Annotated in this window: 18 protein-coding genes and 2 rRNA genes (1 of these 20 only partly in view); 12 read left to right on the top strand and 8 right to left on the bottom strand. The window is 47.2% G+C overall.

Annotated elements, in window-relative coordinates:
* From D0C16_RS11550 to rimI, 4 genes are all read left to right on the top strand, one after another.
* Window positions 1–2,570, top strand: a 23S ribosomal RNA gene (locus D0C16_RS11550) (it extends 317 nt beyond the left edge of the window).
* A 240-nt stretch (window positions 2,571–2,810) separates the two neighbouring features.
* Window positions 2,811–2,926: ribosomal RNA gene (rrf, locus tag D0C16_RS11545) — 5S ribosomal RNA — on the top strand.
* Between the two features lie 137 nt (window positions 2,927–3,063).
* Window positions 3,064–3,840, top strand: coding sequence for a hypothetical protein (locus D0C16_RS11540; protein ID WP_151032526.1), 777 nt, complete (start codon window positions 3,064–3,066; stop codon window positions 3,838–3,840).
* Between the two features lie 10 nt (window positions 3,841–3,850).
* A complete protein-coding gene (gene rimI, locus D0C16_RS11535) occupies window positions 3,851–4,345 on the top strand; it encodes a ribosomal protein S18-alanine N-acetyltransferase (protein WP_151032525.1) in 495 nt (164 codons plus the stop codon).
* On the opposite strand, the gene D0C16_RS11530 is transcribed toward rimI, so the two are convergent.
* Together D0C16_RS11530 and D0C16_RS11525 are read right to left on the bottom strand one after the other, a co-directional pair.
* Window positions 4,342–4,884, bottom strand: a complete 543-nt coding sequence (locus D0C16_RS11530) for a response regulator transcription factor (protein ID WP_151032524.1) — start codon at window positions 4,882–4,884, stop codon at window positions 4,342–4,344. The genes rimI and D0C16_RS11530 overlap by 4 nt on opposite strands.
* Window positions 4,877–6,184, bottom strand: a complete 1,308-nt coding sequence (locus D0C16_RS11525; protein WP_151032523.1) for an ATP-binding protein — start codon at window positions 6,182–6,184, stop codon at window positions 4,877–4,879. The genes D0C16_RS11530 and D0C16_RS11525 overlap by 8 nt, the downstream gene beginning before the upstream one ends.
* 177 nt (window positions 6,185–6,361) lie before the next feature.
* On the opposite strand from D0C16_RS11525, the gene D0C16_RS24445 reads away from it, so the two are divergent.
* From D0C16_RS24445 to D0C16_RS11505, 5 genes are all read left to right on the top strand, one after another.
* Window positions 6,362–6,892, top strand: a complete 531-nt coding sequence (locus tag D0C16_RS24445; RefSeq protein ID WP_225318996.1) for an MATE family efflux transporter — start codon at window positions 6,362–6,364, stop codon at window positions 6,890–6,892.
* On the top strand, window positions 6,799–7,719 hold the full coding sequence (locus tag D0C16_RS11520; RefSeq protein ID WP_225318995.1) for an MATE family efflux transporter: 921 nt from the start codon (window positions 6,799–6,801) through the stop codon (window positions 7,717–7,719). The genes D0C16_RS24445 and D0C16_RS11520 overlap by 94 nt, the downstream gene beginning before the upstream one ends.
* A 96-nt stretch (window positions 7,720–7,815) precedes the next feature.
* The gene (locus D0C16_RS11515) at window positions 7,816–9,393 is read left to right on the top strand and encodes a peptide chain release factor 3 (protein ID WP_370458211.1); all 1,578 of its coding nucleotides are present in this window, start codon (window positions 7,816–7,818) and stop codon (window positions 9,391–9,393) included.
* Window positions 9,394–9,396: 3 nt separating this feature from the next.
* The gene (locus D0C16_RS11510) at window positions 9,397–9,726 is read left to right on the top strand and encodes a hypothetical protein (protein WP_151032522.1); all 330 of its coding nucleotides are present in this window, start codon (window positions 9,397–9,399) and stop codon (window positions 9,724–9,726) included.
* Between the two features lie 47 nt (window positions 9,727–9,773).
* Complete coding sequence (locus D0C16_RS11505; protein ID WP_151032521.1) at window positions 9,774–10,334, top strand: hypothetical protein; 561 nt, start codon at window positions 9,774–9,776, stop codon at window positions 10,332–10,334.
* A gap of 92 nt (window positions 10,335–10,426) precedes the next feature.
* Here the strand turns inward: D0C16_RS11505 and D0C16_RS11500 are convergent, their stop codons facing one another.
* Window positions 10,427–11,545: a TonB family protein gene (locus tag D0C16_RS11500; protein ID WP_191968694.1), complete on the bottom strand. Its 1,119-nt coding sequence runs from the start codon at window positions 11,543–11,545 to the stop codon at window positions 10,427–10,429.
* A 332-nt stretch (window positions 11,546–11,877) separates the two neighbouring features.
* Between D0C16_RS11500 and D0C16_RS11495 the strand changes: the two genes are divergently transcribed.
* Both D0C16_RS11495 and D0C16_RS11490 read left to right on the top strand, forming a co-directional pair.
* Window positions 11,878–12,537 carry a cyclic nucleotide-binding domain-containing protein gene (locus tag D0C16_RS11495; protein WP_151032519.1) on the top strand — a complete coding sequence of 220 codons (660 nt, stop codon included), beginning with the start codon at window positions 11,878–11,880 and terminating at the stop codon, window positions 12,535–12,537.
* A gap of 115 nt (window positions 12,538–12,652) precedes the next feature.
* Window positions 12,653–13,327, top strand: a complete 675-nt coding sequence (locus D0C16_RS11490) for a flagellar brake protein (protein ID WP_151032518.1) — start codon at window positions 12,653–12,655, stop codon at window positions 13,325–13,327.
* 85 nt (window positions 13,328–13,412) lie between these two features.
* Here the strand turns inward: D0C16_RS11490 and D0C16_RS11485 are convergent, their stop codons facing one another.
* A complete protein-coding gene (locus tag D0C16_RS11485; RefSeq protein ID WP_225318994.1) occupies window positions 13,413–14,270 on the bottom strand; it encodes a hypothetical protein in 858 nt (285 codons plus the stop codon).
* Window positions 14,271–15,841: 1,571 nt separating this feature from the next.
* Between D0C16_RS11485 and D0C16_RS11480 the strand changes: the two genes are divergently transcribed.
* Window positions 15,842–16,267, top strand: coding sequence for a biopolymer transporter ExbD (locus D0C16_RS11480; protein ID WP_151032516.1), 426 nt, complete (start codon window positions 15,842–15,844; stop codon window positions 16,265–16,267).
* Window positions 16,268–16,350: 83 nt separating this feature from the next.
* Here the strand turns inward: D0C16_RS11480 and D0C16_RS11475 are convergent, their stop codons facing one another.
* The 4 genes from D0C16_RS11475 to D0C16_RS11460 form a co-directional block, all read right to left on the bottom strand.
* Complete coding sequence (locus D0C16_RS11475; RefSeq protein ID WP_151032515.1) at window positions 16,351–16,875, bottom strand: aminoacyl-tRNA deacylase; 525 nt, start codon at window positions 16,873–16,875, stop codon at window positions 16,351–16,353.
* 276 nt (window positions 16,876–17,151) lie between these two features.
* Window positions 17,152–18,435, bottom strand: a complete 1,284-nt coding sequence (locus D0C16_RS11470; RefSeq protein WP_151032514.1) for an aminotransferase class I/II-fold pyridoxal phosphate-dependent enzyme — start codon at window positions 18,433–18,435, stop codon at window positions 17,152–17,154.
* Window positions 18,436–18,561: 126 nt separating this feature from the next.
* A complete protein-coding gene (locus tag D0C16_RS11465) occupies window positions 18,562–20,553 on the bottom strand; it encodes a M48 family metallopeptidase (protein WP_151032513.1) in 1,992 nt (663 codons plus the stop codon).
* A gap of 117 nt (window positions 20,554–20,670) precedes the next feature.
* Window positions 20,671–21,264 carry a LemA family protein gene (locus D0C16_RS11460; RefSeq protein ID WP_151032512.1) on the bottom strand — a complete coding sequence of 198 codons (594 nt, stop codon included), beginning with the start codon at window positions 21,262–21,264 and terminating at the stop codon, window positions 20,671–20,673.
* Window positions 21,265–21,342 lie beyond the last annotated feature (78 nt).

The following is a 21,342-nucleotide window of genomic DNA, read 5'->3' as shown; positions in this document are numbered from 1 at the left end:
GGTGATAGCCCCGTACACGAAAATGCCTTAGTCATGAAAACGAGTAGGACGGGACACGTGATATCCTGTTTGAATATGGGGGGACCATCCTCCAAGGCTAAATACTCCCAACTGACCGATAGTGAACCAGTACCGTGAGGGAAAGGCGAAAAGAACCCCTGTGAGGGGAGTGAAATAGATCCTGAAACCGTGTGCGTACAAGCAGTAGGAGCACCTTCGTGGTGTGACTGCGTACCTTTTGTATAATGGGTCAGCGACTTATTGTCAGTGGCAAGGTTAACCGTATAGGGGAGCCGTAGCGAAAGCGAGTCTTAATAGGGCGTTCAGTCGCTGGCAATAGACCCGAAACCCGGCGATCTAGTCATGGGCAGGTTGAAGGTGAGGTAACACTTACTGGAGGACCGAACCCACAAATGTTGAAAAATTTGGGGATGACCTGTGACTAGGGGTGAAAGGCTAATCAAGCCGGGAGATATCTGGTTCTCCCCGAAAGCTATTTAGGTAGCGCGTCATGTCTCACCCTCGGGGGTAGAGCACTGTTTGGGCTAGGGGGTCATCCCGACTTACCAAACCCATGCAAACTACGAATACCGAGGAGTGCAATCATGGCAGACAGACAGCGGGTGCTAACGTCCGTTGTCAAGAGGGCAACAACCCAGACCGCCAGCTAAGGTCCCCAATGTTAGTTAAGTGGGAAACGATGTGGGAAGGCTTAGACAGCTAGGAGGTTGGCTTAGAAGCAGCCACCCTTTAAAGAAAGCGTAATAGCTCACTAGTCGAGTCGGCCTGCGCGGAAGATGTAACGGGGCTAAAACTAGCAACCGAAGCTGCGGCTGCATACTTTGTATGTGGGGTAGGGGAGCGTTCTGTAAGCCGTCGAAGGTGTGTTGAGAAGCATGCTGGAGGTATCAGAAGTGCGAATGCTGACATGAGTAACGATAAAGGGGGTGAAAAACCCCCTCGCCGGAAGACCAAGGGTTCCTGTCCAACGCTAATCGGGACAGGGTTAGTCGGCCCCTAAGGCGAGGCGGAAACGCGTAGTCGATGGGAAACAGGTTAATATTCCTGTACCTCTTTTTACTGCGATGGGGGGACGGAGAAGGCTAGGCCAGCACGGCGTTGGTTGTCCGTGTTTAAGGTGGTAGGCTGAGATCTTAGGCAAATCCGGGATCTTAAGGCCGAGAACTGATGACGAGTGTTCCTCGGAACACGAAGTGGTTGATGCCATGCTTCCAAGAAAAGCCTCTAAGCTTCAGGTAAAAAGAGACCGTACTCCAAACCGACACAGGTGGTCAGGTAGAGAATACCAAGGCGCTTGAGAGAACTCGGGTGAAGGAACTAGGCAAAATGGCACCGTAACTTCGGGAGAAGGTGCACCGGTGAGGGTGAAGGACTTGCTCCGTAAGCCCATGCCGGTCGAAGATACCAGTCCCCTGCAACTGTTTATTAAAAACACAGCACTCTGCAAACACGTAAGTGGACGTATAGGGTGTGACGCCTGCCCGGTGCCGGAAGGTTAATTGATGGGGTTAGCGCAAGCGAAGCTCTTGATCGAAGCCCCGGTAAACGGCGGCCGTAACTATAACGGTCCTAAGGTAGCGAAATTCCTTGTCGGGTAAGTTCCGACCTGCACGAATGGCGTAATGATGGGGGAGCTGTCTCCACCCGAGACTCAGTGAAATTGAAATCGCGGTTAAGATGCCGTGTTCCCGCGGCTAGACGGAAAGACCCCGTGAACCTTTACTATAGCTTTGCACTGAACTTTGAACCTATCTGTGTAGGATAGGTGGGAGGCTTTGAAGTCGAGACGCTAGTTTCGATGGAGCCGTCCTTGAAATACCACCCTGGTATGTTTGAGGTTCTAACGTCGGCCCGTTATCCGGGTTACGGACAGTGTATGGTGGGTAGTTTGACTGGGGCGGTCTCCTCCCAAAGAGTAACGGAGGAGCACGAAGGTGTGCTAATCATGGTCGGAAATCATGAGGTTAGTGTAAAGGCAAAAGCACGCTTGACTGCGAGACAGACATGTCGAGCAGGTACGAAAGTAGGTCTTAGTGATCCGGTGGTTCTGTATGGAAGGGCCATCGCTCAACGGATAAAAGGTACTCCGGGGATAACAGGCTGATACCGCCCAAGAGTTCACATCGACGGCGGTGTTTGGCACCTCGATGTCGGCTCATCACATCCTGGGGCTGAAGCCGGTCCCAAGGGTATGGCTGTTCGCCATTTAAAGTGGTACGCGAGCTGGGTTTAGAACGTCGTGAGACAGTTCGGTCCCTATCTGCCGTGGGCGTTGGAGATTTGAGAAGAGTTGTTCCTAGTACGAGAGGACCGGAATGAACGCACCTCTGGTGTTCGGGTTGTCGTGCCAACGGCACTGCCCGGTAGCTATGTGCGGACGGGATAACCGCTGAAAGCATCTAAGCGGGAAGCCTCCTTCAAGATGAGATCTCCCTGGGACTTTAAGTCCCCTAAAGAGCCGTTGAAGACTACGACGTTGATAGGTTGGGTGTGGAAGCGCTGTGAGGCGTTGAGCTAACCAATACTAATTGCTCGTGCGGCTTGACCATATAACAGAATCGACTGTTAGACGGTTTAACGATTCACACAGAGAAGAAAACTCTGTTCGGACTTGTTCAGGATATACAAGCATCCAAAACACTGTAAAATATGACAAACTGGCTAATCGTTAGATAGCAAGTAGATAGATACAAAGTAAAACAGCAACGCTTTACAATCCACCACCCTATTTGAGTCAATCAAGGCTGACATAATAAATGTCATAAGACCTTCGAACTCATACAAAATTGCTTGACGACCATAGCAAGTTGGAACCACCTGATCCCATACCGAACTCAGAAGTGAAACGACTTAGCGCCGATGGTAGTGTGGGGCTTCCCCATGTGAGAGTAGGTCATCGTCAAGCTTCTAAATATAAAACGCCCGATAGATACTCTATCGGGCGTTTTTTATTTCCTGTATTAAATTTCCATTCTCCATTAGGGATTTTGGCTTGTCTTTTGATTTATAATTCTTTGGGCTTTAACGAAATGCGTGTAACTAATGAACGAATTGCTACGGCAAACTTATCTATCCGCGCTCGGTATTGAAAACTATATGCCGCGCTGGATCTTACCGGCCGCCGCTGAACCTAATCCCTGTATATTGCCAAGTCTGGACATCCAACATGGGCCTGCGGCAACTCCAACATCCGTCGTAGAACCGCTTATTTCTTCACCCGTAACTACAATCTCTACGAAATTCGATTCTTTAGCAGCAATAGGTATGCTGGGTGATCTGGATGTACAGCAAAAGCCTGCAGTACCGGTTAACGCTGCTTCTATTTTGCTTCAATTTGAAGAAAAAAACGCTCAAGTAGTTTCTCCTTTTTCTTTGAGTGTATGGCGCCCAGTTCCGGGTTTTTTAATAATCGACTCGCGCAATACTTCTATGGCCTTACCAACTGAAGTGTTGTTGAGCAACATCTTGCGGGTGGTGTTGGGTCCACTTAAGCCTGATTTGAATGAAGAAGTCATGCGTTGGCCGATGATTGAGAATCGATTTGTCTCACGCACTGAATCTGATGCTCGCAATGAATTGCAGACTTGGTTGGCGGTAGAGAATGAATTACGCCCTATTAAACATTTGTGGTTGTTAGGTGAAAATGCGATTCAATATTTTATTGATGAACATTTATCAGTCGTCGAAAGTCGGTGGCAATATGTGACAGTTGGTGGACCATCAGGGATGAGTTCCTTATCGGCGCTTTTACTACCGAGCCTCAATGAACTTCTACACAAACCAACTGATAAAGCTCTTTTATGGGCGGTGCTAAATTAAAAGCTTTCCCATGATTTCTCATCAAGTAACTACTTATACTGGTTTTGAACTCCATTTTCGAGAAATTTCAGAAAATGATATTGCGCAAGTGATGCAGCTAGAACGCAGTGCGCACTCACATCCCTGGCGGCAATCCAGTTTTGAAGATTGTATTAATGGTCGACAAAAGTGCTGGCTGGCAGAGGTCGAAGGCGTATTAGTCGGTTATGTGGTTGTAACCCATGGCGGTGGCGATGCTGAGTTATTGAATATTTCTGTTGCGCCAAAGTATCAACGTAAGGGCATTGGCCAATCTCTGTTAGTTCACGCGGCCAAATGTGTGCGAGGTAAAGCTGATATGCTGTTTCTGGAAGTGCGAGTTTCAAATCGTAAAGCGATAGAGCTTTATTCAAAAGAAGGTTTTTTTGAGGTAGGTCAACGTAAAAACTATTATCCAACTGTTAACGGCCATGAAGATGCATTATTGATGGCTATGCAACTTGATCCGCTTAATTCCTCGTTTTAATGCTTGACCGGACGCTTGTGTAGTTTGCGTTGCAATGTGCGTCTGTGCATTCCTAATGCTCTTGCTGTGGCTGAAATATTACCGTTATTTTCCTGCAATATTTTCTGAATGTGTTCCCACTCCAATCGATCAACTGATAAAGGTGTGTAATTGAATTCTTGCGATTCGCTGTGTTGTGTTTCACCAAAAGCAACCAGTATTTCATCGGTGTCGGCGGGTTTGCACAGGTAGTTTGCCGCTCCTGATTTGACCGACTCAACGGCAGTTGAGATGCTCGAGTATCCCGTCAGCATAACAATCTGTAAATCAGGCAATTTTAATTTTAATTCGCGAATTAATTGTAAGCCTGAATCATTCCCCAGCTTCAGATCAACAATCGCCTTGCCGATTAAATAAGTCTCTGCCAGTTGCAGAGCTTGCATCGCACTATGTGCGACTGAACAGGAAAACTGTCGGCGTTTAAGCGCTCGCTCCAGCATAGCGGCGAGAGTTGGATCATCATCGACAATTAGAAAATCAAGACGGGGTATATTACTCATGGGTTCGTACATTCGCCTCAGTTATTAACGGGAGTAGCACTTGCGTTTCAGTTCCCCGTGGAAAGTGTTTGTGCAAACTCACAGTCCCTCCGTGGCGATTGATCGTTGCCTGTGTCAGTAATAGTCCAATACCCAAGCCTTTATTTTTCGTAGAAATAAATGATTTTCCCAAATGGGCGCTGATATCCTCTGCTATGCCCGGGCCACTATCGTTAATAGTCCATTGCATGGATTCCTTGGTCCACTTAATAGTAATTTGAATATCTTCAGGACTAGCGTCAGCAGCGTTGTTAAGTAGATTTAAAATCGCTTGGGCTATGGTTGGTGAGAACACAGCATTTATAGCCGGATTTGTTGCAGAAAATTCGATTGTGGCTTTGATATCCGGACGGAGAATTCTCCAGCGGTCCAGCAGATTGTCACAGTAGGTACGAACTGATTCTGCGGTAACTTTCCCTTCTTTGGCCAGCTCTGCTTTATTTACCATGCCACGTAGTGTGGCTGAGCATTGATTGACTTGTGCTTGCAGTAATAAAAGATCGCGACGCAGATTTTCATTGTCAGAATATTCCTCGCGTAATTCACTAATTAATACTTTCATAGTCGATAAAGGCGTTCCCAATTCATGCGCTGTACCTGCAGCGAGAGTTGCAACTGCCATTACTTGCTCATCGCGCAATTGATCTTCACGCCAGCGATTTAACTGCGCCTCTTGAGCGCGCAGGTCGCGTGCCATCTTCACAATGAAATATGTGATCAGGCCGGCACTGATAAAAAAATTTAGCCACATACCCAATACATGCAAATTTAACGTATTGGTGCTTGGTTGATGATGTTCAGGAGCAAGAATTGGTAGGGGCACGTGAAAAAATAGCAGCAATGAATAACTTAAGGTACTCAACGCTGCGATAGTTAGCGTTAATCCACTACCGAGTGTCGCGGCAGAAACGCAAATGGGCACCAGAAAATAGGACACGAAGGGATTGTTAGCTCCACCACTGAAATAAAACACTGCGCTCAGACAGGCTAAGTCGATTAGTAGTTGGATAAAAAATTCTACCTCGGTGACCGGCAAACTTTGCCGTAAACGGGAAAAAGTTAGCAGGTTGACGCTGGTGAGTAATACCAGAGCAATTAATATTTGCGTAAACGGCAGATTCACTTTGCCGTGCCACAAACAAATGACGGCGGCGATACCTAACAAAATAAGTATAAGTGTGCGAATCATTACCCAATAGCTAAGGTGCTGAGCGTGATCGGCAAGAGCAAAAGAAGTGGGTAACACAGATCGGTTTTGCATGGCAGATTTCGTATTTATCATTCCAAACGATTATAACCAAGCGAACAGCCGTCTGGTGCTTTTCCGTTGCACCCTCTACTGCGACACTTTGTCGCAGTAGAGGGTAGTCAAGCGCAAATTCTGCGTCAGCACTGGTGTATACTGCACGCCTTTTTGTTGACCAACAGCACCTTTTTTATGGCAGAACCGCTCCAGGCAACCCTTACTGAAGGTCGGGTGTCCACACAGCTAAAAAGTCTGGCGTTACCGCTGGTTTGGGGGTTGATGGCAACCATGTCACTCAATGCCATCGAAACGTTTTTTATCGCCCAGTTAGGGCGAGAGCCTTTGGCTGCGCTCAGCTTTACTTTCCCAATTATTATGGTGCTGACCAGTTTGGCAATTGGCTTGGGTGCGGGCACATCCTCCGCTGTTGCGCGAGCTATTGGAGAAGGAGATTCAAGTAAGGCGCGTCGTCTAGCGACTGATGCTATGAGTCTGACGTTTATTATTTCTGCCTCGGTCTGTTTACTGGGATGGCTTACTCTGGAGCCGCTGTTTCTCTTACTGGGTGCACCTTCAGAGTTAATTCCCCTGATTCGTTCTTACATGTCTATTTGGTATTTCAGTGCTCCATGTCTCATGGTACCTATGGTGTGCCTGTCGGCGTTGCGTGCTATGGGAATGAGTCAGGTGCAGGGTTATTTGATGGGGGAGCAGCCTTGGTAAACGTGCTACTCGACCCGGTACTGATCTTTGGTTTGTTTGGTGCACCTGCATTGGGTTTACAAGGCGCAGCCCTTGCAACCTTGATCACTCGAGCACTGATGCTGGTACTTGCCCTATACATTTTACATGCGCGTCTGCATATGGTGATCAACCCATTTATCCCCTGGCAAAAGCTGAAAGCATCCTGGCTTGCAATTGTTGAAGTGGGGCTCCCCGCTATGGCGGCGAATGTGATCATACCGTTTGCCAGTGCGATAGTTGTGGCGATGGTCGCTGCTTATGGAACTGATGCGGTCGCCGCTTTGGGAATTGCGACGCGTATTGAACCCCTCGCTCTTATAGTGTTTTACGCTCTATCCGGTGTGGTAGGCCCCTTCTTTGGACAGAACCTTGGAGCAGGGAAAGTCGAACGATTACAAGATGCGTTGCGTGTGCTGACTCAATTTTGCCTCGGGTTTGGATTGTTTCTAGCAGTTGTTTTGTGGCTATTGGGTGCAGAGATCGCGCAATTATTCGGAGGCCATGACGAGGTGGTGGCGATTGCTGCCCTGTATTTGTGGATAGTTCCGATCAGCTATGGCGCCTATGGTTTAATAATGTCGGTGAATGCGGCCTTCAATGGCATGGGAAATCCTTGGCCGGCGATGATGATTTCTGCCGGTCGCGTACTTTATGTGTATTTACCTCTGGCCTGGATTGGTCAGCAGCTGTGGGGAATGAAAGGTATTTTTATTGCCACTGCGATTGCCAATGTTGGCTTGGGCATATGGGCGTGGTTGTGGCTGAAACGCCACATCTACCAGAGTATTGCGCTAGCTGAGTCCTAGCTGATTTAAATCCAATCCCCCTAAATAGAATGTGCAGGATATAATTCCGGCCACTTCCAGTTTTTCTTTTTACTTCTTATATTGCGCGAAATTTCTATGAGTAACTTAACTGCTGAACTCGCAAAGCGTCGCACCTTTGCCATTATTTCTCACCCGGATGCCGGTAAAACGACTGTTACGGAAAAGTTATTGCTCTGGGGGAATGCTATTCAATTGGCTGGCTCAGTAAAGGGCAAGCGTGGCCCCCATGCAAAATCTGACTGGATGACCATGGAGCAGGAGCGTGGAATTTCGGTAACCTCCTCGGTGATGCAATTCCCTTATAAGGATCGTATTGTCAATTTGCTTGATACCCCAGGTCACGAGGATTTCTCGGAAGATACTTATCGCACGCTCACCGCAGTGGACTCAGTATTGATGATGATCGACGGTGCGAAAGGTGTCGAAGATCGCACCATTAAATTGATGGAAGTTTGCCGCTTGCGCGATACGCCGATTCTTACCTTCATTAATAAAATGGATCGAGAAAGTCGTGATACAGTTGAATTGCTGGATGAAATTGAAAACGTATTAAAAATTACCGCGGCACCGATCAACTGGCCGTTGGGTAGCGGCAAGGAATTCCTCGGGGTTTATAATTTTTATACCGATGTGATCCATGTTTACCAGCAAGGTTTTGGTCACACGATTCCCGATGATATTCAAATCAAAGGCTTGGATAGCGCGGAAGCGACGGCGCTAATGGGGTCCTACGCCGATGACTATCGGGAGCAAATTGATTTTGTGCGCGGCGCAACGCATCAATTTGATTTAGAAGAATATCTTGCTGGTCGTATGACGCCTGTTTTCTTCGGTACCGCACTGGGTAACTTCGGCGTGCGTGAAATGCTGGATGGTTTCGTTGAATGGGCTCCAACGCCGCGTGCGCGCGCAACCCACGAACGTTCGGTTGAGCCTACCGAAGAGAAGTTCAGTGGATTTATTTTTAAAATTCAGGCGAACATGGACCCAAAACATCGTGATCGCATTGCGTTCATGCGTATTTGTTCGGGTACCTATTCGCAGGGCATGAAAATGAAGCATGTGCGTATTGGTAAAGATGTCAAAATTGCCGATGCAGTAACTTTTATGGCAGGTGATCGAAGTGCTGTAGAAGAAGCTATTGCGGGCGATATTATCGGGCTGCATAACCACGGCACCATTCAGATTGGTGATACCTTTACCGAAGGTGAGGAGATGAAATTTACCGGCATCCCCCACTTTGCACCGGAACTGTTTCGCCGTATTCGTTTGAAAGATCCGCTCAAAATGAAGCAACTACAAAAAGGCTTACAGCAATTGTCGGAAGAGGGTTCGACTCAGGTATTTTTCCCGGTTAACAACAACGATATTGTGGTTGGTGCTGTGGGTGTGTTGCAGTTTGAAGTGGTTGCTTATCGTTTGAAAGATGAATATAAAGTAGAGGCGATCTACGAGCCGGTAAGTGTTACCACTGCGCGCTGGTGTGAATGCACTGATCCTAAAAAACTGGAAGAGTTCAAACGCAAGTGCGCCGAGAACCTGGCTCTTGATGGCGGTGGACATTTGACCTATCTTGCCCCTTCTCGTGTAAACCTTTCACTCACACAGGAGCGCCACCCCGAGGTTGTATTCCGGGCTACGCGCGAGCATTAAGTCATGGCCGTTTTTGTTATTACGCTGTTGATTTTTTTGGTGGTAATTGGTGTTTTACTCTGGGTAAAACATCCGCACTACCAGATGGCGAAAGCGGATGTGATTGTGCTCTTGCAAAACGTGTTGGTAGGGCAGGCAAGTGAAAATGATTGGGCCATCTTTTTGTCTTCATCTTTTCGCCACTGCCCTGAGTTGGAAGTTATTCGCGAGGCATGCGCTGTCATTGATGAACGAGAATACCTGGGGCAGGCGCGAGCGGATTATTTGTTCAGCGACAAAGGATTGGAAGAGTTGAAGCGCGTTCTCGTGCGCGTTGAATGTTTGAACGTTTAAGTTTTACAAGACTATACTTCTTTCACTTTCTTTTTTAAGAGCCAATCTTGTCAATAAATTCCGATAACAAGGACCTGATCTGGGATCTGGATGCCTTTAATCAGCGCCAGCGGGCGGTAGATTTTGTCATGGGGTTTGAAAATAAACTCTGTGTCTACTCCAGTTCCGTAGAGCAGCTATACACAAACTACAATATTTTCTTCCCCAAAGAAGAAGAGCGTAAGTTAGTGATTCTTCCTAACCCCTATGCACCTCACGATACCTTTAACGGTATTACGGCTAATGCTGTAACACCTACTGGAATGGAAATTATTCCTGGTGTATATCAATCGCGCCCTTGTTTATTTTTACGAATTCCCTTTCGCAGTGGCACGGTTAAATATCGCGCACTGCCTTTGCAAATGGGCTTAAAGATAGTTCGTGAAAAGTTGCCGCCGAATAAGCCTTTCCTGCCGGTATTGATGAAGGGGGATTTACGTGAGCTCGACGCATCAACGCCTTGCTTGCACTTGCATGCGATACATTTAAATCGTTTGGAAGAGCACTCGGCGCTAGAGCGTAGTGGAATACACAAGGTCATTGAGCAGCGGCTGCGCCAGCTTTCTTAATCTGCCTCGTTTCGTAGTAATGTTCCATAAGTAAAAAGCCACTCTTGCGGAGTGGCTTTTTTTATTCAGTTCATTAAGCAGGCGGCTTATTTTTACGGTAAGGTCCAACGCATGGGCACCGTAAACTCAAAGCGCGCGCCGCTAATAGTGTCAGGTAAAGCGGGGAAGGGCGCTGAGCGTTTGACAGCTTCCAGTGCCTCTTTGTTAAGCATCTCGTGAGCGCTATTTTCGAGAATATTTGTATTCAAAATATTACCATTGCGATCTATCACAACGGCAACGCGCACACTACCAGCTTGACCTCTTTCTAATGCCCGAGGGGGGTACTTGGTTTTACTGCGGATTTTTTTGATCGCATCTGAAACATAGAATTGGCGTGCTAACAGTGTTTGCGCTGTTAATGCCGGGCCTTCATCTTCATCCTCTTCTGCTTTTGGCTGTACCGGTGTTGGCGTAACCGCAACAGGTTTGGCTGCCGCTGAAGAGGCAGCTGCAGGGGCTGCAACTTGAGCCGCAGGTGCAGGAACATCTAGCTGTGGCTTTTCAATTTCTAACGCAGGTAATTTAACCTCGGGCCGCTCAGCGACAAGTTCTTCTTTCGCTCGCGCACTCGATTTGGCGGCTGCGGATTTAGCCGGAGTAGAGGATTTGGTATTTTGTGCGACAAGTTCACCACCCTGAATCCACGCGCGCACTTCCGCAACTCTGGTCGCGGAGGGTGTTATGGTTGAATAGCGGGTACGCAACGCGGTGTTGACATCCCCGACCTTTAACAAACTGTCGCGGTAATCGGACGATAAAGGAACGCTCCCAATCCAGGTGGCCAAGAGCATAGAAAAGAAGTTGTCGTCTTTAATAGTGCCTAAAAGCACATCATTAAGGGTAACGCTCACGCCTTTGCCTGGCGTGTAGCTAATTTTGACAAAGTCGTCTGGCACCAGCCGACCTTTAAACATAGCGTCAAAAGCAACGGTGTTATCTGCTTGCGCCATCAACGCGTCGGCCTTACTGTTAACTGCCAAACCTTCAATCCACAGGCGGCTGAATCTGCGTGCCGTAATTCCTTCCGGACTGACAATTTTAAGTTCCATTCGCATGGGTTGCTGATTACGCAATAGTGTTCCAGGATCGTTGCTCAATGACTCGGAAAAGAGTGCACCGATAAAGATCTCTCTGCCTAATTCCTGGTGGACCCCAATACCATTGAGCATTGGTTCGGCACGTGAAATGTGGGAAAAAATCAGTAGTGTGATACTTATGAGTACTCGGAATAGATGGTTGAAGCGCATAGTCTTGCTACTCTCTATTATTACGGACATTGGTGTCCTGCGTTTTAGTCCTGTGGGGTATACAGCGGTTTGTGGTTAGCCCCATAGGTATAATATAGAAAAAAGAGCGGTGCGCGTACTTTGTCTGTAATTTAGCTATAGTTGTTCTATAGATTTTCAGTAGTATCATACGCGCAGGGAGTGTTAGGGGCGGGGTTGCTTATTGCCTGGTGTATGAGTTGAGTAATTTTTAATAAAAATAGTATTACGGGTAGATGATGGAAACGAAACCTCTGCATAAAATCCCCAAAGATACCCTGGAGCATTTACTCTCCGGGATCCCGTTTTTTAAAGTTGTTAAGCAGCAAGACGCAAAGCAACTCGAAATACTCTTACAAGCCTCCCGAATCCTGTCATTTGTTCCTGGTGAAGTTGTGCTACAAAAAGGTGACACAGGAAATTGGCTGTATTTTTTACTCAAGGGAAAACTGGCGGTTTATGTTGATCAGGCGCTCAAGGGCGACTTGGTGAACTACGTTACTCCGGGCGAAGTGTTTGGGGATTTGGCTCAGTTGGTTGGTCAGGCGCGTACTGCCACAGTTATTTCAGATGCGTCAGCCAAGGAATCAATGGTGTTAGCCTTGGATTTTAATGTTTTTGGCCCGCTTAACTCAGTCACACCCATTTCATTGCAGACCAAATTAGCTTATTACCGCAATACAGCGCATAACCTGCGCTGGAAACTGGAGGTATACCGGTCGCAACATTTGCAGCATGAGTTGGCCAACAAGCATAGGCAGATCAAACTCTATCACGGCCCGAAAGACAGCCATGACGAACTGGTTTCACTCTATGAGCAATCGCAGGCGCTGGCATTATTGCTAATGGAATGGAACAAAGAGTTTGGTGTCTTGGCTGCTGAATCATTGGGCTAGTCGTTCTAAATTATTTTGAGTTCTCGTCACGCGCGACTCTTCGGCGCGTTAAGGCGCAATTGCCCACAACTGCTACACTGCTGAACACAACATCAATAATTTTCAGTGAAGCACCATGAAATTCGAAGAATTGAAACTGTCTTATGGCTACCCCCTACAACTGCAGACAAGCAGTCTTGCGGGCCAACCTGAACGTTTTTCATGTCGGCTCATTGGATGTTTGCCTGGGCGAGCGCTTTTATTATCTGTCCCCAAGCAAGCTGGAAAATTAGTTAAATTCAGGCCTGGTCAAAAAATAGTTGTACGACTAATGATTGATAATGGTATTGGAATATTTGCGGGCATCGTAGAAAGTCAGACCCTTGACCCTTATCCCATACTTCACTTGAGCTATCCCGATTCGGTGACATTCAAAGGTATTCGGGGCGCTACTCGCGTAGCTGTTTATGAAAAAGTTGATGTCGTTAACATTGGTCTGGAGTCGATCCCCTCTACCAGCGGCATTATGTTAGATGTCAGTATTTCGGGCGTGCGTATAGAGCTTGCGAATGATATTGCGGAAATTGGTGATTTACTGGAAATCAGAGCGCCTGTCGAGATTCGCGAGATAAAGCGGGAGCTGGTGCTTACGGGGAGGGTCCGCTCTCGCGTTGATCCCCAGGATGGACAATTGCAATCAATGTTGGTGAATTATGGCTTGGAGTTCGTCGAGCAAACTGAAGAACAGCGCCTGCTAATGTACACCTACGTATTCAATCAAATGGTGATACAGGAACAGGCATCTAATTAAATCGTGTTGGTATTTAAATTAAATTCGAATGTATCAATAAAAAAGGCACCCTAAGGTGCCTTTTTTATTGCGAGTAAATCGCTAATTACGCTGCTGGTGCAGCAGCCTTTGGCTTGCGACCGCGTTTTGCAGGCGCAGCGCCCGCTGGCTTCTTAGCTACTGCTTTTTTAGCAGCAGGAGCTTTTTTAGCAGCTGGAGCCTTTTTGGCTACTGCTTTTTTAGCAGCAGGAGCTTTTTTAGCAGCTGGAGCCTTTTTGGCTACTGCTTTTTTAACAGCAGGAGCTTTTTTAGCTTTAGCGGCAGTTTTCTTGGCTGCTGCTTTAGCTTTAGCTGCAGTTTTCTTGGCCGCCGCTTTCGCTTTTACAGCCGCTTTCTTGGCAGCTGCTTTCGCTTTAACAGCAGCTTTCTTGTCAGCAACTTTTTTCTTCAAAGCCGCTTTTTTAGCAGCTGCTTTCGCTTTTACTGCTTGCTTCTTAGCAGCAGCTTTTGCTTTAGCGGCAGCTTTTTTAGCCGCTACTTTAGCTTTTGCAGCAGCCTTTTTCTCAGCAGCTTTGGTTTTTACTGCAGCTTTCTTAGCTGAAGCTTTCAAGCGTTTTGCAACTGCACCTTCCGCTTTAGCAACTGCTTTGTCGTGCGCAGCAGCCAATTTAGCAGCAGCTTTAGCAGCTGCAGCTTCTTTTTTGGCAGCAGCAACGGCAGCTTTCGCAGCAGCGGCATCTTTCTTGGCGGCAGCAACAGCAGCTTTAGCAGCGGCTACAACTTTAGCTGAACCAGGGGTTTTCTTTTTACTAGCAGCAGCCAACTTGCTTTGAGCAGCTTTCAGAGCTGCAGCAGCTTTAGCAGCGTCTTTAGCCAAACCAGCAACAGCTTTACCGGCATCTGCCGCTTGAGCTGCGCGAGCTTTTGCCAGTTGCGCTTTCAGTTGAGCTAATTGCTGTTCCAAACTTGCAACAGTATTAACAGCGGTTTGTTTACGTGCAGCCATGGTGTGCTTCCTTTATAGTTTTCGAAAGGTCGATAAATGGATTAAAAAGTCCAACATGTATAAGTTAAAACTTTATTAAAAAAATTCAAGTTTTTTGCGCTAAATAGTCAATAAAAATGCGTTTTTTTGACAATTTTTAGTAAAAAAATGTGTTTTTTCGATTTTAAGGGAAAGTTTTTCTGTTTGAAGCGCCTTCAATCAGTCTGTTTACTGAAAACAATTTTGCTCTTCTGCAATTGCAATTGGACGTAATTGGTTTTGTTTTTCCCTTTTTCACTTGCCATTAACGATGCTATCAACGGTGAGAAAAGGTCTTGTTGAGCGTTCCTTTTTGCCTCTCAAGATTCGCTTTATCAAAATTTTTTTGTGATTTGTGATCGCTTCGGTGACGTAGTGAATGACTCAGTGATGGCTAACTGGATCACGATTTTAAACTTTGGCGAGGTTTGAATACCCGCCAGCCCATAATCAAACTGAGTTGCTTACCGATGAATGTTGTCAGTGATTGTGTTTGAAGCGCGAGACAGTTGGCTTTGTGAGTTGGGCGATGCGATTTAGTCTCAGGCAATTTTTCGGTATCAATATCGTCCCTGTTGTTTTCGCATAGGGTGATGCAATGTGCAAAGGGTTGCTGGGCAAATCCCTCTCCTGGCTATCGAGACTAGCTATTTCGTCATCATGAGGAAGATATTTAACGGAATGAGTTCCTTGTCGGCAACTGCATCAATGAGCTTGTCGCGTTTAGTCTATCAAGTATCAATGATTGATTTTCGTTGAATTACAACTTTCACGTTGGCTCGTTAATTCGTCGACATCATTGTCCAACGCAATGCCTTGAATGGGCTCATGGACACTGCGTTATCTCGTTAACTCAAATGACTTCCTTAAAGCGATTAATTGAAGGCCATCTTAATGTGCAGTTAATTGCTCGTTGGATGCTCGTGAGCAACGAATATATTCAGTTTTGTTTAGGACTGCTTGAATCAACCATATCAATCTCAGTTCGCATGCGATCCGTTGGCGACGATTGATTTAAAAATCCACAAGCGCGCTGTTGTGAATCTGTTGCTAACAAACACGCTAATCGAGTTTTAGGCTTGCTGTAAATATTGTCTTTTCCAGCACTATATTTCATATCCAAAGTGGGAGTGATGAAGTTTAGTGGGAATAAGATATTCGTTTTGTTTTGACGTTGGCGCAGTGATAAGTTGCTAGTGAAATTGGCGCCCCTTGATGGTGATTGTCGATCAACGGTGTGTCAGACCGAATGGTACATAATAGTTGGGGGGATTTTTTGGGGCGGGCCGGCGTTATTAGGGCGGTAGGTGGGCGACGTTTTTTTGACGAGAAGGGTCGCCTCAAACTGGTCGGACATTAACCAAACAGTCAATTGACGGTCGAATATTTCCCGTAAATTCCCCCCTTTGGGGGTTACAAAGAGTTGGTCTTTGCCCGGCCAAAACTGCTAGAATTGGGAACTTTCAGTTAGACCTAACGATAATGTTCAAATAACACGAGGAGTACCCAGAGTGAGCCGTAGAAAAAAAGGCCAAGCCGGTGATGATGGTAACGAAATTGACTTGACCCCCATGCTCGACGTGGTGTTCATTATGTTGATCTTCTTTATCGTAACTGCGTCGTTCGTTAAAGAAGCGGGTTTTAACCCCAATGTTCCTGAGCCAAACAACAATCCTCCGCCAGATGATGCTGAACCAAATATTCTGGTTCGTATTTCCGCTGATGACCAAATCTGGTTGATGGAGAAAGAAGGCGAGCGCCGCGTAGATACTCGCTCAGTTCGTTCTAACCTGGAGCGTCTGCGTGCTGAGTTGCCTAAGGCTGCGGTGATTATTTCTGCAAGTGGTCGTGCAAGCACTGGTACCTACGTTGCTGTTGCCGATGCTGCCCGCGAAGCCAATGCACCTAACGTAGTATTGGTGCCGAGCAAGGATTAATTCCTTCGGTAATGAAAAAGCCGCCTTGGCAACAAGGCGGCTTTTTTTGTGCCCGCAATTCGTCTCTTTGGGTTGTAATGCGGTTAAAGCTCATACTCCTGACGAACATACTTTTTCGGGAGCTTGCTGTGGTGGGTTCGCTCTGCACTGAAGTGATCGTGCAACTTGTCTTGCATGAGTTGCGCAAAGTCAGGCTGCTTTAAACGGATCAAGTGGCGATGATCACCGGCCTCAATATAAACCTCTTCGACTCCCATTAATTCCTCATCCCAGATTACATCCAGGCCATAGGCTTCACCTAGTGCAGGTATAGCCCCTTCGGCACAGTCTTTAAAAATCTCCGCAAGCTCTTCCTCTTCGACCAGCTCCATGTGACGATCAAAAATCTGGTTCAAGGTGTGGCGTAATATTTTATTGCGTGTGGGGAGAACACAAAGCGTGTAATGAAAATCCTCATCACGTAAGAGTACGCCTTTGGCCAGGCAATGATCATCAATCTTGGCGACACGTGCTGTGTTGTATGAACCCTCGCAATATTCATGTTCCAGCAGCGTGAACTCGACCTGTTTTGCTTTTAAATATTTTTCTACCGTTGTAGCAACACCCATAAACAATCTCCTGTGGCAAAAGCGCAGAGAAAAAGGGTTAAACAGTCTTCAGGTTTAAAGGTAATCGGATTAAAGGTAATAGGGTTAATGGAATGGGTTAGCGCACGCGCTTATTGCTGTCGTGCTAATTTGAGTATAGAAAGAAAAACGATAACGAACCAAGTGTTTTGGAATTAATCTGCGTTGATTAGATCGGTTGGTTTGTTGCGCAGTGAATAGCGATAAAACAAAAAAGCCGCTTAAAAGCGGCTTTTTTGTAGAGAGGGGAATAAACGATTAGCTGAGGCTGGCGAGCTTTTGCTTTACTGATGCCAGTTTCACGCAGGTTACGAACACTTCCATAGCCCCAACGACTTCTGGTACGGTTGGAACGGATGGTGCGATACGGATATTGCGATCTTCCGGATCTTTGCCGTAGGGATAGGTTGCGCCGGCAGGTGTCAGTTTTACACCGGCTTCAGCCGCAAGGCGAACAGTTTCTTTAGCGCAACCTTTGCGGGTATCGAAAGAAACAAAGTAACCGCCCACAGGTTTTTCCCACGCGCCTAAATCGGTACCATCGAACGCTTTACTCAATGCACTCAACACTGCTTCAAAACGTGGATTTAATAATTCTGCGTGTTTGCTCATGTGCGCCATGAGTGCATCTTTGCCAGGCAAGAAGCGTGAGTGGCGAATTTGGTTAACTTTGTCCGGGCCGATGGTGCAGCTGTTCAAAAACTTTTTGAAGCCCGCGAGGTTTGCTGCGCTCGCTGCTACGAAAGCAACACCGGAACCTGCGTGGGTAATTTTTGACGTAGATGCAAATTGTACAACTGAGTCTTCAGTGCCATTGCGACGGGTTGCTTCCAAAATGCTGGCCAATTGCGGTGCGTTTGGAACCAGGTCATGCACAGAGTAGGCGTTATCCCAAAATACGCGGAAGTTGGCACTGGCAATTTGGCCGAGTTTGGCGATACGCTCTACGGTTTCATTGCTGTACACCACTCCGGTCGGGTTGGAGTACTTGGGCACACACCACATACCTTTGATGGATTTGTCGGCTTTCACCAGTGACTCAACAACGTCCATATCGGGACCGGTTGACGTCATGGGAACATTGATCATTTTGATGCCGAGTTGCTCGCACACGGTGTAGTGGCGATCATAGCCAGGAACCGGGCACAGGAACTTCACGTCGCCTTCATTTTTCCAGGCACTGGCGGCATCCTTCAGGCCAAATTGGTAAGCGGTCAGCATCACCTGGAACATCAGCGTCAGGCTGGAGTTACCGCCTACCAGCACATTGGCTGGCTCCACACCCATAATGTGTGCCCCGAGTTGCTTGGCTTCGGGCAAGCCGTCCAAACCGCCGTAGTTACGGGTGTCAGTGCCATCCGCCGCTATGTAGTTGCCTTGCAACAACCCGTCCATTGCATCAGACAGATTTAATTGCTCGGCAGAAGGTTTACCGCGGGTCAGATCCAGATTCAGCTTCTTGGCGAGAATCGCCTGATATTGCTCGGTGAGTTGACTTTCCAATTCGCGCAGTTGCGCAGCAGATGCGTTGTCCAGTTGCAAGGTAATTACCTCATTTGGTTGGCAGGATTAGCGGATTAAGTGCGCGGCATTATACCCGTTAGTCACCTGCTTGTTGTAGAGCATCCGGTCGCTGGAATGAGATTGGTTTGCGCTAGCGCAACAAATTTAGCGGCATTCGTCCATGATTAGCGGTGGTACGGGGCAGTCCAGGCTGTCCGCGATAGCGCGGAAGAGCTCGGCCTCTGTCAGTGTTACGCGATTGTCTTGCAGGACGCATTGGCTCATGGCTTTTAACAGCTGCGGCTTTTGCAGCGGTTTGACCCGGTTAAGTTGAAGCAGTGCTTTGTCCAGATCAGCAAGTTGTACCTGACCTTGGGGGAGCAATACCAGATTGGAGAATTTCAATTCGGCCTCTCCACGTGCAAAGGCGGTTTCCGCATCGGCACTGGATGCAGCGCCTGCGTAAGCAAGTAGCGATAAAAGAATTGCACATTCGCCGGGTAATTGTTTCAGATTGAGGTCGCGTTCAATGCGTGGGACGTGATGGTTATTATGCAAAACAATTCGATGCAACGCCCACTCCATTAAACTGATTTTTTTGTCGGCGCGAATTAATACATTCATGCAATCTAAAAATAATTGTTGCTGCTCGCCCGATAATTGTTTTAGCGCGGAGAGGCAAAGCTCAACCAATGGCAAGCGCAACCCGGCGTGTTGGGCTGCCGCTGCTGAAATGATCGGACGCAGCTGTTGAAATTCCGCTTCAGGCAAATGTTCGCTGAGCAATGCTAGCTGGTGCTGGGCGATTTGTGCATGGCGATCCAGTAACAAGCCAAAAATAATACCGCGCGCACTATAGCTTTCGTGCGCGGCATTTTTTAATTGTTCAGGAATTTCTGCGAGACGCGCGCGCGCATAATTGAGTTGCGCTCGCGAAGGTTGAGCGATTTGATTGAGTGCCTGGTCTATATCGATGCTGGTTTGCGTCGGTGTTACGGTTGCAGAGTCCAAGATTGCACTAGTGCTGTTAAACCCCGAAACAACTTCGATCAGGTCATCCGCTGTTGTTGCGGCAGTGTCTGTACTATCCGTTTGTGTAACTGCGGAAGTCTTCCTTCCTTTATATGCACTTGTGGCAAATTCACCATCCCAGTTGGGCTGAATACGTTTGATGCGTTCTTCTAATGGTGGATGAGTCGCCATTAAGTTAAAAAAGGATTTCACTCCTTGGCCAAAATACATATGGCTGAATTCGGCGGCATGTTCATTGTGTAGTTCGGAACCAAAAGTACTGCCGCCAATTTTTTTCAGGGCGCCCGAAATACCCTCCGGGTTGCGAGTAAATTGCACAGCCGATGCATCGGCGAGAAATTCGCGCTGGCGACTCACGGCGGCTTTGATCAGGTTGCCAAAAAATATTCCTGTATAGCCTATTACCAACAGTCCAACACCTAGTGCCAACAGGGCGGCAGGCGAATTATCTTTACTGGAGCGAGTGCTGCTGCGATTACTGGCGATGCGAATAAGAAACTCACCAATCAAACCAATTACCAGAATACCGTACAACAGTGAGATCAAACGCATGTTGATGCGCATATCGCCGTGAAAGACATGGCTGAACTCATGGGCAATTACACCTTGGAGTTCATCGCGAGATAAACGTTGAATACAACCGCGAGTAATACCGATAACGGCATCCTGGGGGTGATAGCCAGCGGCAAACGCATTAATACTTTCTTCTTCCATTAAATATACAGGGGGGACGGCGGTACCCGAGGCAATTGCCATTTCTTCTACCACGTTTAAAATTTTGCGCTCATCCGCATCCTGAGTGTTGCCTACTAGCAGGCGCCCCCCCATGGCTTCCGCGACGGCTTTGCCTCCGCCACCTAATTGCAAAAAACGAAATAGACTTCCCAGTGCCACCACACTACTCACACCTAATGTGATCCATAAAAATGTGGTAGGGCTAAGTGCATGCAAAATTCCTTGCCATGCTGTTTGCGCAGATTGCTGACGATGCTCGTCAGTGAAGTAGGCGAGTGATGCAAATAGCAAGGTGGTAATGGCGACCAGTGATATCACCGCCGCAATTAGCAGCAATATCAAATAGTGTGTATTGCGGCGGGCACGATCCTGGTGTTCAAAGAAATTCATAGGCGCAACCTGTTGCTGATGAGTGATTGCTATATATAAAGAAGGAAGACTTGCCCGTATCTGAGCTGGAAAAAATCTTCCTTCTATATATAGAAGGAAGATTTTGTAGGGGATGTGCTAAAACTGCACTTTGGGTGCCGACTGGATTTCGGCGCTATCGGCAAACACTAGCAAGCTTGCATCCTCTCTGTGACCAAAACTGGCTGCTAGCACCACGGGTGGAAAGCTTTGTTTGTAGGTGTTGTACGCGGTTACTGCATCATTGAATGCCTGACGAGCGAAGGCAACTTTGTTTTCGGTGCTGGTCAACTCTTCGGACACTTGCATCATATTTTGTGATGCCTTCAAATCCGGATAAGCCTCCATCACCACATTTAAACGCCCGATGGCATTGGTTAATAAATTTTCTGCGCCGGCTAATTCAGTCATTGCTGCGGCGCTACCAGGATTTGCTGCTGCCGCTTGCAAACCATTCATTGCTTGATTGCGCGCGCTGATCACCGCTTCCAAGGTTTCGCGCTCGTGTTTGATATAGCCTTTCGCTGTTTCTACCAAATTGGGAATAAGGTCATAACGGCGTTTTAATTGCACTTCAATTTGAGAGAATCCATTTTGATAGCGATTTTTCAAAGCGACCAGTTTGTTGTAAATCCCGATAACGTAGAACACTAACAGGGCAATTATCACCAGCGTAACGATGGTAGAAATCATGATGTTTTCCTTTGCGTGTCAATAAATGGTGATCGGCCACAACTGACAAAGTACCAGTTGCCGTTGCGCAAGATACTA

The organism is Cellvibrio sp. KY-GH-1 (assembly GCF_008806975.1).
Classification (GTDB): Bacteria; Pseudomonadota; Gammaproteobacteria; order Pseudomonadales; family Cellvibrionaceae; genus Cellvibrio.
Note: the sequence above shows the minus strand (reverse complement) of the source record. Positions and strands in the feature narration are given on the sequence as shown.